The sequence below is a fragment of the Chitinophaga sp. H8 genome, from assembly GCF_040567655.1.
GTDB classification, from domain to species: Bacteria; Bacteroidota; Bacteroidia; order Chitinophagales; family Chitinophagaceae; genus Chitinophaga; species Chitinophaga defluvii.
On record NZ_JBEXAC010000001.1, the window covers coordinates 358868 to 374731 of the forward strand.

Below are 15864 nucleotides of genomic sequence, written 5' to 3' on the forward strand. Positions count from 1 at the left end.
AAACTTTTCTATCTTACTCGCATGAAATATTTACAGAAGAGTGTGTGCAGTTGGGCGACTGGTGTTTTACTCATCAGTACCCTATTGCTGGCATGTACAAAACAAAGGGAAAAACAGGTAGTACTTGATTTTACAGGCAATAAGGAACTACAGGCCACACTGGCACAGGCAGCAGAAAAGAATGGCTGGCAGATTGTGGAAGATAACAGTAAAGGCTATTGGGAAGAGGATTTTTTGAAACAGCACAGCGCAGTGGTAATCACCTTTTCAAGGTTGAACCGCCTGGATTATCATGATCTGAATACGCTTAAGCGGTATCTGGAAGCCGGTGGTGGTGGTGTAGTAGCTGTAAAGGATACTGTTTTATCACAGAGAGGCTGGCCATGGTTGCAGGCATGGGACAAAATGGAAACCGGAAAGGAACAAAAGCAGGATAACGGGCAGGTATATATTCTTGAAAAAACATATACACCAGACCAGTTGGCAGCAGCTATTTCGTATGCTATTGGCCGTAATGAGCTGCCTCAGTATAAAAAAGCTACAACATTACCCATACCGGATAGCAGTCAATATACCCGTACTGTGTTGACAGAAGTGCTGGATGAACCACTGCAGATGGAAATCCTTCCCAACAACAATGTACTGTTTGTAGAAAGGAGAGGTGGGGTAAAGCTATACGATGCTGTCACCAAAAAAGTGAAAAAAATAGCCCATCTGGATGTATTCAGTGGAATTGAGGATGGATTACTGGGAGTGGTACTGGATCCTGATTTCAAGAAAAATAACTGGGCGTATTTTTATTATGCCCCTGCAGGGATTGACTCTGTAGACCGGTTGTCCAGGTTTGAATTAAAAGGGGACAGCCTGATCATGAGTTCTGAAAAGGTATTGATGAACGTACCTACGCAAAGAACATTTTGCTGTCATTCTGCCGGAGGGATGGCCTTTGGTCCTGATGGACTGTTGTACATTTCGGTAGGCGACAATACGAATGCAGAAGCAGCAGAAACCTATGTGCCGGTGGATGAAAGACCGGGGCATGAGCTGGCAGATGACCAGGCCACTGCTGCCAATACCAATGACCTCCGGGGAAAGATCTTACGTATTAAACCGGAACCGGATGGTACTTACTCTATTCCTGAAGGCAACCTGTTTGCCAAAGGCACTCCTAAAACAAGACCGGAGATTTATATTATGGGCCTGAGGAATCCTTTCCGTTTTTCCATTGACCAGAAAACAGATATCCTGTATTGGGGAGAAGTAGGACCGGATACCAGGGTGATGAGTAAGGACGGTGAGTTTATGAGCTTTGATGAGTTTAATATGGCCAAAAAGCCGGGTTTCTACGGGTGGCCTTATTTCCTGGGAGATAATGATGCCTATCCGCTATGGAACTTTGAAACCAAGCAGGAAGGACCGAGGAAAGATCCTGCACATCCTATGAATGACTCCCGTAACAATACCGGGCTGCGGGAACTGCCACCTGCACAACCAGCTATGATCTGGTATGGCAGGGAGCATTCCAAACATTTTCCACTGGTAGGAAACGGTGGCGCCAGCGCCATGAGCGGACCAGTATATTACAGCGAGCTGTTTCCGAATGCGCCATATAAATTATCAAAGTACTATGATGGCAAGTTATTCATTTATGAATGGATCAGACATTGGATCATGGTAGTTACCCTGGATGAAGAAGGTCGTTATTTAAGGATGGAACCCTTCCTGGATCATATGAAGTTTGCGGCACCAATAGATATGAAGTTTGGTCCTGACGGCGCATTATATGTACTGGAATATGGGACTAACTGGTTTGCCGGCAATACAGACGCCAAACTGGTACGTATTGAGTATCATCCCGACAGGAAAGCCCCTGTTGTACCTGCAGCAGATACCTCTGCGGCAGCGAAAACAACAAGTCAGCCAGCCTATACCGGGAAATATGCAAAAGGCCAGCAAATGGTATCTACCCTGGATTGTAAATCCTGTCATTCTGTAACGCAAACATCTGTAGGGCCCAGCTTTATAGCAGTAGCCAAGCATTATGAAGGTAAAGCCGGCGTGGTAGACCAGCTGGTAAAAAAGATCATTGATGGCGGAAGCGGTAACTGGGGCACCCGGCAAATGCCCGGACATCCAGGTATGAGTAATGACGATGCACAGGAGATGGTGCATTATATACTCTCCCTCTCTGAAGAAGAGCATCCAAAACCCAAGAAAGATTCTCTGCCCTTATAAACATGTGGCAGCAATCAGAAAATTAATATAACATGGTAACGATCCTGGCTTTTACAAAGAGGCCGGGATCGTTGGTGTATACGCCTTATCAGGAAAAAGCTTGCAAAGCAGCCTGATGTAATGTATTTTACAAACATCCATACCATGCAACAGGAAAATAAAAAGACAGGTATAAATATCAAACTTTTATTATGAAACAAACAGGATACCATCGTAGGGCATTTATCAAAACGGCAGCGCTGTCAGGACTTGGCATTGCATTGTCTGGCCCGCTTTCGAAAGCATTGGCCAACTCATCCCTGAAGGGTGGCCGTATAGGTGTAATTGGTCTGGATACAGAGCACGGTCCTCATTTTGCCAGAATATTAAATGACCCCAATGCGGGTGATAAATATGGCGGACTTAAAGTGGTGGCAGCTTACCCATATGGCAGCCGGAGCATTAAATCCAGTGTGGATAGTATTCCCGGACATACAGAATCTATTAAAAAGCAGGGTGTAAAGATCGTGGATTCTATTGAAGACCTGCTGAAAGAAGTAGACTTGGTAATGCTGGAAACCAATGATGGGCGAGAACATCTGCAACAAGCTTTACAGGTATTCAAAGCAGGAAAACCTGTATTCATTGACAAACCCGTAGCAGCCTCTTTGGTGGATGTGCTGACTATCTACCGCGCTGCAAAACATTATAATGTACCGGTATTCTCTTCTTCTACACTGCGTTATATAGAAAGCGTGCAGGAAGTGGCTGGAGGAAAGATCGGTAAGGTGAAGGGAGTAGATATTTTTACACCGGCGCCAATGGAGCCTACACATCCTGATCTGTACTGGTATGGTATTCATGGTGTGGAAATGTTATTTACCATGTTAGGCCCGGATTGTAAGAGCGTTTCCCGCGTTTACACACCGGATACTGACCTGGTGGTAGGTACCTGGGAAGGTGGCCGCATTGGTACACTCCGTGGCAACAGGAATGGTACCTGGGATTTTGGCGGGCATGCCTTTGGCGAAAAAGGACACATGCCGCTGGGTAATTTCACCGGATATGCACCGCTGATGCCACCGATTATTAATTTCTTCGAAACAGGTAAACCACCTGCTGACCCTGCCGAAACCATCGGTATCTACGCCTTTATGGAAGCTGCACAGGAAAGCAGGATGAAAAATGGTGCAACAGTAAGCATTGATGACATGATGAAACGTTGCACGAAAAAAAGCATGAAGATCAGCATTTAGTTATGATAGGATGTAAATAACAAACGACGCATAAGTGGAGGAGGATTGAGAGAAAGTATCAGGAAAATGACAGGATCACCTATTAATAATGTATTCAGATGAAGCCATTACTCTTTGATGTAAAATCATTATTAAAGAATTCCATACATATCAGGGAAATAAAATCCCGGCATTTAAGTGATCAGTTCCATTTTCACAATGCTTTTGAGATCGCCCTGATCCTGAAAGGGAATGGAAGGAGAATTGTAGGCGACAGCGTAGACAATTTTACCAATGGTGATTTAACCTTACTGGCTCCCAATCTTCCTCATGCGTCTTATTCTGACAAGAAATACCATATCAAAGAAACCAGTACGAAAGTACATGCCCTGGTGGTTTATTTCCAGCCCGACTGGATCACGGATCAGCATATTAACTCTACGGATTTTACCCCTATCAGGGAGTTGCTGAACCATCTGAAAAGAGGAGTCAGGATCACCGGAAATACCCATACAGCAGTGGTGAACTATCTGTTGAGGATGAAGGAGGCAGATGGTTTGAAATCGTTTATCCTGCTCTTTCAGCTGCTGTATGAAATAGCATTGTCCAATGATTATACCTGCCTGGCCAGTCCGGGATATTCCAACACTTATAATGAGAGTAATATTAAAAAGATCCATGAGGTATATAAATACGTGATGGAGAACTTTACCGATAAGATATCCCTGGATGATGTAGCCGCCATTGCACATATGACCCCTTCTGCATTCTGTAAATACTTTAAGAGCAAAACCCATAAAACCTTCACTTATTTTGTCAATGAGATCCGGATCGGATATGCCTGTGAATTATTACTGAATGAAGATCTGGACATTTCCCATATTTGTTTTCAATGTGGGTTTAACAATTTTACCAGCTTTAATAAAACGTTCAGACATTTTACAAAAGTGACCCCTTCAGCATATCGCACCAAACTGCTGGCCCTCCGATAGGGAACGCTACTTGTTTTCGTGATCTGCTTTTCGTCAGGATGTAATCTCCTGATAGCTTTCCCCTCATGGTATACGTGTTTTTAAAGGTATATAGCTGCCATTGGGAGGGTATGTAACCGGATAAGGACAAAATAGTTTAAGTATTGGACAAATTACATAAAATGAATGCAGTAAAGTGCTGCTACATTTGTTAGAACATGAGGATGTCATGACATCAGCAGAATTATCGACCAAATCGTTTTTAGTAGTTCCACAGCACACTGTTCTTATTCAAACCAAAATTGTAAGCAGATTATGAAAAGTTATTTTACCAGAAATGCTGAAACGCGATGCTTTGCGCATCATATAATAAAACTATTCTTCCCCAAAAAGCAATGTTTTCTCCTGTTGCTCGTTTTATCAGCATTTTCTCTTGGTGCTTCCGCACAGATAAAAATTACCGGTACGGTAAAAGACGATACCGGCGCCGCATTGCAGGGCGTAAGTGTAAGCGTAAAAGGAACTTCAATAGGGATTGGCACTAATGAACAAGGAAAATATACACTTGAATGCCCGGATCCGCAGGGGGTGTTGGTATTTACCTACATTGGTTTTTTGAAGCAGGAAGTATTGATAAATGGACGAAAGGTGGTGGATGTAGGAATGATGCCTGATAATAAGGCCTTAAATGAGGTAGTAGTAACCGGGTATTCTGCCCAGAAGAAGAAAGACATCACCGGATCAGTGGCAGTGGTAGAGATGAAAGCACTGAAGTCAATACCGGCAGGTTCTGCTATGCAGGCCTTACAGGGACAGGCCTCCGGTGTAAATGTGGTGAGCACCGGAGTACCGGGGGCAGCCAGTAAAATTAATATCCGTGGTATCAGCACCTTTGGCAGTACAGCGCCGCTGGTGCTTGTGGATGGTGTACAGACAGACCTGAACAATGTGAGTGCTGATGATATTGAATCCATGCAGGTATTAAAAGATGCAGGGGCGGCAGCAATTTATGGTGTACGGGGTGCCAATGGTGTAATTGTTATTACCACAAAGAAAGGAAAAAGTGGTGCACCTGTGCTTACCTATGATGCTTATTACGGATTGCAGTTTCCCTTCTCCGGAGATCCATTGAATCAATTGAATTCTTCAGACTTCGCAAGATTAACCAAACAGGCATTTCCGGGTACTAAATTATTTGCAAACGGGTTGCCTGATTTTGTTTATGGCGGCCCTGGTGGTACCGGTACCGGCATGACCGGCGACCCTGCAGTAGATCCTGCGAAATATAATCTTGATCCGGTTAACAGCGGCAATAATTACCTGATCCAGCAAGTCAATAAAAATGGAACCGACTGGTATCATGCCATGTTCAAACGGGCTCCTACTACCAGCCATAATATTACAGTAAGTGGTGGAACAGAAAAATCAAATTACCTGTTTTCCCTGGGATACCTGAATCAGCAGGGATCTGTGATAGAAACTTATCTGAAAAGGTATTCAGCCAGGATCAATACCTCTTTTAAACTGAAGGACAATATCCGCATAGGTGAAAATGCATATGTTTTCTATAAACAAAGTCCGGGATTCAGTAACCAGGGGGAGTTTAGTCCTATGGCTAATCTTTACAAAATGATGCCTATTGTACCCGTTTATGATATCATGGGGAATTATGGCGGCACGTTTGGCGGACCTGAACTGGGAAGTGATGCTAACCCTGTGGCTACACAGTACAGAATGAAAAATAACCGGGCCAATGAATGGGATATAGTAGGAAATGTGTATGCAGAAATAGACTTCCTGAAGAATTTTACTGCAAGAACCAGCTTTGGCGGAACGGTGAGCAACCTGTATTCCCAGAGTTTTAACTTCGTTGCCTACAATGATAAACAAGGATATAATTTACCTAATAGTTACAGCGAGGGAGCCAGTTACAATAGCTCTTCCATGTGGACAAATACCTTATCCTATAAGAACACATTTCAAAAACATCAGGTAAGTGTATTGGCAGGATCTGAAGCCATCAGAAACTATGGGAGAGGCGTAAACGGCGGAGCACAGAAATTTTTCTCAACAGATTTTGATTATCTGGTGCTGAATAATGGTACCGCCAATGTAACCAATTCCAGCAGTGCCTATATCAACACTTTGTTTTCACTTTTTGGCCGGCTGGATTATACCTATGATGATAAATATCTCCTGGGGGCTACGCTGCGCCGGGATGGTTCCTCCAGATTTGGTAACGAAAAAAGATATGGCGTATTCCCGTCTGTTTCCCTGGGATGGCGGCTTAGCCAGGAAAACTTTATGAAGTCACTCAGCTGGATAAATGATCTGAAGATCAGGGCCAGCTATGGTATCCTGGGTTCTGAAAATAATGTGAGTCCTGAAAATGCGTATAGTTTATATGGAGGTAGTTATAGCAATGCCTATTATGATATAACCGGCAGTGGGAATAGTGTACAACAGGGCTTTTTCCAGACAAGAATTGGTAATCCGCGTACCAGCTGGGAACAGGATATTATTACCAATGTAGGTTTTGATGCAACCATATTAGATAACAGGCTGGACTTCTCGCTGGAATACTATAAGAAGACAATCAAGGGATTATTGTTTTCCCAGGAGCTGCCAGCTACAGTGGGAGGAGCAACACCGCCTACCGTGAATGTTGGGGATATCCAGAATACCGGTTTTGATATTACAGTGGGCCTCAGACAGCCTATCACGGATGAAATGCAATTGACCGTAAGAGCCAATATTACGACCTACAAGAATACCGTAACAGACATTCCCGGCACTGGTTATTTTGATGCCGGCGGGCAGCAGCAACTTGGCAATATGGTACGTAACCAGGAAGGACATCCGGTAAGTTCTTTTTATGGATATGAAGTGGTACACCTGTTCAGGGATGATGAAGAAGTGAATAAGGCACCCACGCAAACAGGCGCCGCTCCTGGTCGTTTCAGGTATAAGGATATTGTTGAAGATGGCAAGATTGATGCGGCAGACCGTACTTTCCTGGGTAGCCCGAACCCTGATTTTACTTATGGTTTAAACCTGGGCTTGAATTACAAAGGGTTTGATCTTTCCGCCATCTTTTATGGTTCCCAGGGCAATAAGCTGGTAAATGCACTGAAGGTAAATACTCATTTCTTTGGTACTTATGTAGGTGGTAAAAGTAAAGACCTGTTAAATGCCTGGACACCGGAAAATCCTACCGCTACTATTCCAAAAGTAGAGAGTGCCAATAACTTCAGTACTTCCGGTGTATTAAACAGCTTTTTTGTGGAAGATGGTTCGTACCTCCGTTTGAGGTCGTTATCCCTGGGGTATACTTTAAATCCGGGCATGTTAAAACGGTTTGGCATTGACAGATTAAGAATGTACTGCCAGGCTACCAACCTCTTTACCATCACCAAATACTCCGGATTGGATCCTGAATTAGGTGGCAGCAGCGCCAGTTTTGGTATTGATTATGGTAACTATCCTAATAATCAGAAGTCAGTTCTTGTAGGTATTAATCTTTCCTTTTAACATTTATCACTTATAATATAGCATATCATGAAGAATTCAGTTTGTAAATTAATGCTAGCCAGTGGTATGATGGCGATGGTGTTCCTTCCTGCGTGCAAGCAGAGTTATCTGGAAAGGCAGGCAATAGGTTCTACCAGCGAAAATATTTTAGCTACGAAAGCAGGCGCAGATGCTTTGTTGATAGGCGCCTATTCTTTATTGAATAATGGCGGAACGGTAGGAGGAGGATGGCCTTCCGGCAAGTGGATCTTTGGAGGCGTAGCTTCTGATGATGCACATACCGGTACAGAAGCCGGTGCCTTGCAGCCTGTGCCTGCGTTTGAGAGTTATACAGCAGATGCCACATTATATCCTTTAAATGATAAATGGCGTTTTTTCTATTCTGCTATTCAGCGCTCTAATGACGTACTCCGGATACTTCCGAAAATACCAAAGAACGCTATTACAGATGAACAAGCCCTGCAAATCAAGGCAGAAGCAGTCTTTCTGCGTGCCGTGTATCATTTTGAGGCTGCCTTAATGTGGAGAAACATTCCTTACATAGACGAAAGTATCAGTTTTGCGAACAATAATTATATGGTAGGAAATGACGGGCCGGTGTGGGCGCAGCTGGAAACTGATTTTAAATTTGCAGCAGATAATTTAACAGAAACCAAACCTGCACCGGGAAGAGCCAACAGCTGGGCCGCCAAGGCGTTTTTGGTGAAGTTGTATCTTTTCCAGCATAAGTTTAACGAAGCGAAACCACTGGTAACAGATATTATCAACAAGGGGATGACGGCGAATGGAAAGAAGTACGACTTAATGGCTAATTATCACGACAACTTTGTGCCTTCCAAAAAGAATGGTCCTGAATCTGTATTTGCCGTGCAAATGTCTGTAAATGATGGTGCCGGTGGTGCAAATGGAAACAATTCCAACGGAGAGGGGAATGCAGGTCCTTACGGCGGTCCTTATCCAAGTTATGGATTTTATCAGCCTTCATTCAGCCTGGTTAATTCTTATAAAACAGATCCGGTTACCGGGTTGCCGCTTCTGGAAACATTTAATAATTCGGATGTGAAAAATGATCAGGGACTGGCATCATCAGAACCATTTACCCCTTACACCGGTACCCTTGATTCCCGTTTGGACTGGACAGTTGGCAGAAGAGGTATCCCTTTACTGGATTGGGGCGTGATGCCGGGGCAGGCGTGGGTAAGACAACAAAGTGTGGCCGGCCCTTATGTGCATATTAAGAATGCAAACCCGCAGTCGGAACCGGAGGCGAGGGAAAATAACAGTACTTCTGTTAATTACTGTATGATCCGTTTTGCAGATGTATTGTTATGGGCAGCAGAAATAGAGGTGGAAGTGGGTAGCCTGGACCAGGCCGAAAAATATGTGAACCGGGTAAGAGCACGGGCAGCTAATCCGGCCGGATGGGTATACACCTATATTGATAACAATAATCCTATGAAAGGATTCACGAATACACCCGCTGCCAATTACAAAGTGGGGCTTTACAACGGGGAGTTTACACAGAAAGGAAAGAGTTTTGCACGGGAGTCGGTACGGTTTGAACGCAAGCTGGAACTGGCTATGGAGAATCACCGTTTCTTTGATTTGCAGCGTTATGATAACGGTACCGGTTATATGGCAGATGTATTGAATGCTTATATCAAACATGAAACCACTATCCCCGGATACAATTTTGCTTATATGGTAGGAGCTAAATTTACGAAAGGGAAGAACGAATTATATCCTATTCCGCAGGCGCAGATAGATCTGAGTGTTGTAAATGGGAAACCATTGCTGAAGCAAAACCCTAATTATTAAGAACAGGAAAAACATTCAGGTAAATAACATTAGTTTAAAGTAATTGAAAATTTATCAGGTACCACTAAAACCCATTGATAATGAATAAAAATGATCAGGTATTCAACCGGCGTAAGTTTATTAGTATGGCAGGCATCAGCGCTGCTGCACTGATGGTATCTCCACGTTTTGCATTTGCTGCTGAGCAAGGTAAAGACCGCAAAATCCGTATGGGTATTGTAGGTGGAGGATTTGGAGCAGGATTCCATTTTCATGAGCATCCCAATTGTATTGTAGAAGCGGTAAGTGATCTGCGGGCCGACAGGCGAGATATTTTAATGAAGGTGTATAAGTGTTCCAAGAGTTATGAATCACTTGAAAAACTCCTGAAAGATCCCAAGGTAGAGGCGGTGTTTATTGCCACTCCGGCACCGGATCATGCCAGACATGTGATCGCCTCGCTGAAAGCAGGCAAGCATGTACTTTGTGCTGTGCCGGCTGCTATGACATTAAAAGAATGTGCAGATATCAGAGATACTGTACAACGCACCGGTCTTACCTACATGATGGCTGAAACCACCATGTACAGACAAGGGATGATATCAGCCAAGAAATTTTACAAGGAAGGGAAGTTCGGTAAAATATTCAGTGCTGCGGCTGAATATAATCACCCCGGACTGGAAGTGCTGTATTTTGAAAATGGTAAACCCACCTGGCGTCATGGTTTACCTCCCATGCATTATCCTACCCATTGCACTGCTTTTCTGGTAGGGCTTACCGGGGAGCGTTTAAAAGAAGTAAGCTGTATAGGATGGGGAGATGACAGCCCGATGCTGAAGGGCAATCCTTATAACAATCCATTCTGGAATGAAACTGCATTCTTTAAAACCAGCAAGGGTAATCCGTTCCGGGTAGAAGTAAACTGGAAAGGAGCTTTGCAGGAAGCAGAGCGGGGAGAATGGAGAGGAGATAATATGAGTTTCTATTATCCACAGGCAGGTAGCCACCAGTTTACGTTGGTTAAAGTAGCCGATAAAATCGGGCATGATGATGCCGGTTTCCAACATAAAGCCAATACCATAGAAGCTTATGAAGTACCTCAGTGGTGGAAGACAGATATGCTGCCTGAACCGATGCGGCATGACAGCGGACATGAAGGCTCGCATACCTTTATCACACATGAATTTATAGATGCATTGGTAAACAACCGGCAGCCTGAGGTAAATGTGTATGAAGCCATTGCTTATACCGCTCCGGGAATAGTAGCCCATCAGTCTGCACTCAAGGGAGGAGAACTTATGAAGATTCCCAGTTTTGATAAATAGTGTTTGGAGAATCATATTGTTAATGGGGTGTCATCCCACAATAAAATGCGCATGAATAACTGGCCAAAATCCTTGGAATTATTAAAGGAGAATGAAATATTTATTCCCGGTGGGGTAGTATCGCTGAACCGTAAATCATCCCCGAATATTTGTTTTTCGCGGGGTTATGGCAGCCGCGCCTGGGATGTGGAAGGGAATGAGTATATCGATTACCAGGCGGGATTTGCAGCTGCCTTCCTGGGGCATAATGACCCGGATGTGAATGCAGCAGTCCGTCAGTCAATAGACGATGAAACAGTATTGATGGGCGCAGGCCCTACTGAGCTGGAAGGACAGCTGGCTAAATTGTTTTGCAAGTGTGTCCCTACTGTAGAGAAGATACAATTAACTACCACGGGATCGGAAGCTACCTATCATGCCATCCGTATTGCCAGGGCAGCTACAGGAAGGGATCATATCATCATTATGCAAGGTGGGTATAATGGCTGGCATAATGATGTAGCTGGTAACGTTATCAGCAGTCTGGCAGATGTAGGCGCACGGGTAAGTCCCGGAGAATATCCTTTTGATGCCTTGTCGGCTGGTATTCCTGCCAACCATCAGTCTTTAATTCATGTGATTAACTATAACGACCTGGATTCCGTTTTATACATAGTAAAGCGGTATCCGGTGGCTTGTATCGTATTAGAGCCGCTGTTACAGAATATCGGGATGGTAAAACCTCAGGAAGGGTATTTACAGGGGCTGAGAAAGCTGGCAGATGAGCATGGTTTTCTGCTGGTATTTGACGAAGTGAAAACAGGTTTCCGTCATGCACTGGGAGGGTATCAAAGTATTTGTGGTGTAACACCGGACCTGAGCACATTTGGAAAGGCTGTGGCCAATGGATACCCGATGGGCGTGATAGGCGGAAAACAGCAATACATGGATTATTTCATTGACCCGGATAAATCCCGGCGTGTATTGATAGCCGGTACCTTTAATGCACATCCGTTAACCACCGCCGCTGCCATTGCCACGCTTCAGAAGCTGGCATCCCCCACACATGATGTGTATAACCGCGTGGAGCAGTTAGGGCAGCTGTTGGAAAACGGGCTGAAAGATATTTTCGGGCAATATGACCGGCCTTTTTATGTAGCCCGTCAGGGCTCAGCGTTTTGTGTTTATTTTATGGACCATGCGCCTGTTGATTTTCATGATATTATGGCTCATCATGATTTTGCCTTTGACAAAGCATACCGGCTAGGCCTGATTGAAAAAGGGATTTTTAATTTTCCATTACCAATCAAGCAGGGCAGTATCTCCTTTGCACACAGTGTAGAGGATATTGAAACAACCATTGAGAAAACCCGGGCGGTAGTACGTGCCTTATTCCAGCAATCTTAATACTACAAATAGTATATGAAAATCACTTCGATAGAAACGGTGGTATGCCATGCGCGGATGCGTAACTGGATTTTCGTGAAGGTGGTAACAGACCAACCCGGTCTTTGGGGCTGGGGCGAAGCCACCCTTGAATGGCATACGAGAGCTGTGGTAGGGGCCATTGAAGATTTGTCCCAGCTGCTGATAGGAGAAGATCCCCGGCGTATAGAACATCTCTGGCAAATGATGTACCGGCAGCATTTCTGGCATGGCAACGGTATTGTGAGAGGCACTGCAATATCCGGGATTGATATTGCGCTTTGGGATATTGCAGGAAAGATTCATAACGTGCCCTGCCATGAACTGTTGGGCGGCAGGGTGCGTGATTATGTCCGCTTGTATTGTCATTTAGGTGGCGGTAGGATGGAAGATTTCTATCAGACAAAACCGGATGATGCGAAACGTTTTGGCGAGCTGGCGGCAAGCGCCGTAGCAGATGGCTTTACGGCATTTAAGTCGATGGCAGTACCGGAAACAATGCCATTGGAAGGATTAAAACCAGTACATTACGCAGCCGCGTGTGTAGAAGCTATGCGGGAAGCCGTAGGAGATGACATCGATATTATGGTAGACTGTCATGCAAGGCCCAGCCCGCGTATGGGATTACAGTTTGCAAAAGCACTGGAGCCATATGGGCTGTACTTTTTTGAAGAACCTTGCTGGCCGGAGTCGCTGGAGGATATTGCCCTGATACAGCGTGCTGTTAAAACACCGATCGCTACTGGTGAGCGGCTGATCGGCATCCATGCTTTCCGGGATCTGTTTGAAAAGCGGGCGGCCAGTGTTATCCAGCCGGATATTACACATTGCGGAGGATTGAGTGAAGTACGGCGTATTGCGGTACTGGCAGAAGCCTATCGCGTGGCAGTAGCCCCGCATAATCCGCAGGGTCCGGTAAGTACTGCCGCATCCCTAGAATTTGGATTTTCTGCGCCATCTTATATAATTTGTGAAAGTGTGCATAATGATGTGCCCTGGAGAGATGAGGTGGTGAAAGAAGGTTTTACAATAGAAAAGAAAGGAAGGATTGTGCTGCCTAATAAGCGTCCGGGACTGGGGATTGAAATTAATGAAGCGGAAGCAAGGAAACATCCTTTTGAGCAGGAAGTACTGCAAAGAACATTCTACAAAGATGGCAGTGTGGGGGATTGGTAATGCTAATAACAGGAGCGATGAATAAATTATTTGAGAATCAGACAGTGCTCATCAGTGGAGGACTGGGAGACATCGGGCGTGCCACTGCATTGGAGTTTGCGCAGCAGGGAGCGGCGGTAGCGTTGTGTGATATTCATCCAGCCGCGAAAGCCAGTGCATTGCTGGAACAACTAAGTGCCTGCGGGGTATCCTGCCGGTACAGCCAGGTAGATGTAACAGCTGCCCAAGCGGTACAGCAATGGGTGGATGAAACGGAGCAGGCACTTGGCATACCGGGAATTATTATAGCCAATGCAGCTATTGTTACACTGGCAGGGATGCACGCGTTGACACCTGAGCAATGGACGGCGGAACTGGCGGTGAACCTGAACGGGGCCTTTTATTTAACGCAATATGCTACAGCACGGCTGGTGGAAAAACAACTCCCCGGCCGGGTAGTATTTGTAGGAAGCTGGGCCGCAGCATCCGTGCATGCACATATTCCGGCATATTCTGTTTCCAAAGCAGGGGTACGGATGTTATGCAAATGCATGGCACTGGAGCTGGCACCACACCAGATCCTGGTAAATGAAATTGCGCCGGGATATGTAGCGGCAGGTTTAAGTGGCCGCATATGGGAAGAACAACCCGGAAAACTGGAAGAGGCTATAGCAAGAGTGCCTGTTAAAAAGATAATGACTGCAAAGACGGTAGCTGAGCAAATCCTCTATTTATGTCATCCGCAACAGGAGCATATGACAGGTATGACGCTGTTGATGGATGGAGGACTTTCCCTGCTTTCCTGAGTAAATAAAAGAAGGTGCTGTTATTATGGATATAAAGGATTTTAAATTACGGAACGCATCATTCCAGGGGAGGATTGGCGTAGCACAGGTGGATATTACCCCTCCTATGGGCATTTATTCCCGCAACTGGGGAGCTGCCAGGCATGATGTGGCAGAAGGAGTACATCAGCCGCTGATGCTTACCTGTATCACTTTTCAGCCGGATGCGGAATCAACACCACTGGTATTGATAGGGGCTGATCTGGGATGGTGGAAAAGTGCGGAAGATGAATGGATACTCAGAAGCCAATTGTTAAAAGCATTGGACCTGCCAGCATCACACCTGATGTTTTGCTTGTCGCATACTCATGCCGGACCTGTTATCAGCCGGGACGACGCTGCGCATCCGGGTGGTGAACTGATAGCCGGTTACCTGCAGGAGCTGGCGGATCATGCCATTGAGGCTATCCGGCAGGCACTTGCTAATGCGGCATTGGCTACACTCACCTGGCATTACGGGAAGTGTAATTTAGCAACCAACCGGGATTTGCCCCAGCCGGAACGGCAACGGTTAGTAGTAGGATTTAATCCGGAGGAAACAGCTGATGATACTTTACTGGTAGGCAGGGTAACGGATAGGCAGGGACGTATTTTAGGCACGCTCGTAAATTATGCCTGTCACCCCACTACACTGGCATGGGAAAACCGGTTGATCTCTCCCGACTATATAGGTGCTATGCGGGATGTGGTAGAAGTACAGACGGGCGCTTCCTGTTTGTTCCTGCAAGGTGCTTCCGGAGAGCTGGCGCCTGCGGCACAGTATGTAGGCGATACGGCATTGGCAGAAACCTATGGCCGGCAATTGGGGTATGCCGTATTAGCTACCCTGGAAGGAATGTTACCTGCTAAAACACAACTATCTTTTAGTGGGGTGGTGGAATCAGGGGCACCGCTTGCCATGTGGACACCATCAGCTTATGTTCCGTCGGCTGTACTGGCTGCGGAAAAGGTAGAAGTGCATCTGTCGCTTAAGCCATTACCTCCTTTGTCAGTAATAGAGCAGGAATGGCGGGAGTGTGAAGATCATGTGTTAAAAGAACGGCTCCGGCGAAAATGCGGTATCAGAAAGGCTTTGGGTGATGGGCAGGAAGCCCGCATCGGCCTTTGGGTATGGCGTTTGGGAGATGCGTTGCTGATAGGCCAGCCTAATGAAACTTATTCTGTGTTCCAGCGTGACCTGCGCCGGGAGTTTCCGGAACAGGCGGTAGGCGTTATGAATGTGGTGAATGGGCATATCGGCTACTTGCCACCTGCAGCATTATACAGCCAGGATATTTACAGCGTTTGGCAAACACCTTTTGCCGCCGGTTCACTGGAATTGCTGACCCAAAAAACAATGGCCGTTGTGAAGGAAATGATGACAAAAACGCATGCCTAACACTATCTT

At 45.5% G+C, this 15864-nt stretch carries 10 protein-coding genes; all 10 read left to right on the forward strand.

What is annotated here, in order from left to right:
* Positions 1-21: 21 nt before the first annotated feature.
* The 10 genes from ABR189_RS01415 to ABR189_RS01460 all read left to right on the forward strand — a co-directional run bounded on the left by ABR189_RS01415 (position 22) and on the right by ABR189_RS01460 (position 15855).
* Entirely contained in the window at positions 22-2235 is a 2214-nt protein-coding gene (locus ABR189_RS01415) for a PQQ-dependent sugar dehydrogenase (protein WP_354658648.1), read from the forward strand.
* Positions 2236-2426: 191 nt separating this feature from the next.
* Positions 2427-3470, forward strand: coding sequence for a Gfo/Idh/MocA family protein (locus ABR189_RS01420; protein ID WP_354658649.1), 1044 nt, complete (start codon positions 2427-2429; stop codon positions 3468-3470).
* Positions 3471-3568: 98 nt separating this feature from the next.
* Positions 3569-4441 carry an AraC family transcriptional regulator gene (locus ABR189_RS01425; RefSeq protein ID WP_354658650.1) on the forward strand — a complete coding sequence of 291 codons (873 nt, stop codon included), beginning with the start codon at positions 3569-3571 and terminating at the stop codon, positions 4439-4441.
* 294 nt (positions 4442-4735) lie between these two features.
* Positions 4736-7951: a SusC/RagA family TonB-linked outer membrane protein gene (locus tag ABR189_RS01430; RefSeq protein ID WP_354658651.1), complete on the forward strand. Its 3216-nt coding sequence runs from the start codon at positions 4736-4738 to the stop codon at positions 7949-7951.
* A gap of 27 nt (positions 7952-7978) precedes the next feature.
* Complete coding sequence (locus ABR189_RS01435) at positions 7979-9769, forward strand: RagB/SusD family nutrient uptake outer membrane protein (RefSeq protein ID WP_354658652.1); 1791 nt, start codon at positions 7979-7981, stop codon at positions 9767-9769.
* A gap of 80 nt (positions 9770-9849) precedes the next feature.
* Positions 9850-11073 (forward strand): Gfo/Idh/MocA family protein, encoded by a 1224-nt coding sequence (locus tag ABR189_RS01440; RefSeq protein WP_354658653.1) that lies wholly within the window; start codon positions 9850-9852, stop codon positions 11071-11073.
* Between the two features lie 51 nt (positions 11074-11124).
* Positions 11125-12459 carry an aspartate aminotransferase family protein gene (locus tag ABR189_RS01445; protein WP_354658654.1) on the forward strand — a complete coding sequence of 445 codons (1335 nt, stop codon included), beginning with the start codon at positions 11125-11127 and terminating at the stop codon, positions 12457-12459.
* 15 nt (positions 12460-12474) lie between these two features.
* Positions 12475-13653, forward strand: coding sequence for a galactonate dehydratase (gene dgoD, locus ABR189_RS01450; protein ID WP_354658655.1), 1179 nt, complete (start codon positions 12475-12477; stop codon positions 13651-13653).
* Between the two features lie 17 nt (positions 13654-13670).
* Entirely contained in the window at positions 13671-14438 is a 768-nt protein-coding gene (locus ABR189_RS01455) for an SDR family NAD(P)-dependent oxidoreductase (RefSeq protein WP_354658656.1), read from the forward strand.
* 25 nt (positions 14439-14463) lie between these two features.
* Entirely contained in the window at positions 14464-15855 is a 1392-nt protein-coding gene (locus ABR189_RS01460) for a hypothetical protein (RefSeq protein ID WP_354658657.1), read from the forward strand.
* Positions 15856-15864: the final 9 nt, after the last annotated feature.

What these genes read in the sequence shown, in the direction of transcription:
- ABR189_RS01415 (WP_354658648.1), top strand. Translation starts at nt 22, where the DNA reads ATGAAATATTTACAGAAGAGTGTGTGCAGTTGGGCGACTGGTGTTTTA.
- ABR189_RS01420 (WP_354658649.1), top strand. Translation starts at nt 2,427, where the DNA reads ATGAAACAAACAGGATACCATCGTAGGGCATTTATCAAAACGGCAGCG.
- ABR189_RS01425 (WP_354658650.1), top strand. Translation starts at nt 3,569, where the DNA reads ATGAAGCCATTACTCTTTGATGTAAAATCATTATTAAAGAATTCCATA.
- ABR189_RS01430 (WP_354658651.1), top strand. Translation starts at nt 4,736, where the DNA reads ATGAAAAGTTATTTTACCAGAAATGCTGAAACGCGATGCTTTGCGCAT.
- ABR189_RS01435 (WP_354658652.1), top strand. Translation starts at nt 7,979, where the DNA reads ATGAAGAATTCAGTTTGTAAATTAATGCTAGCCAGTGGTATGATGGCG.
- ABR189_RS01440 (WP_354658653.1), top strand. Translation starts at nt 9,850, where the DNA reads ATGAATAAAAATGATCAGGTATTCAACCGGCGTAAGTTTATTAGTATG.
- ABR189_RS01445 (WP_354658654.1), top strand. Translation starts at nt 11,125, where the DNA reads ATGAATAACTGGCCAAAATCCTTGGAATTATTAAAGGAGAATGAAATA.
- dgoD (WP_354658655.1), top strand. Translation starts at nt 12,475, where the DNA reads ATGAAAATCACTTCGATAGAAACGGTGGTATGCCATGCGCGGATGCGT.
- ABR189_RS01455 (WP_354658656.1), top strand. Translation starts at nt 13,671, where the DNA reads ATGAATAAATTATTTGAGAATCAGACAGTGCTCATCAGTGGAGGACTG.
- ABR189_RS01460 (WP_354658657.1), top strand. Translation starts at nt 14,464, where the DNA reads ATGGATATAAAGGATTTTAAATTACGGAACGCATCATTCCAGGGGAGG.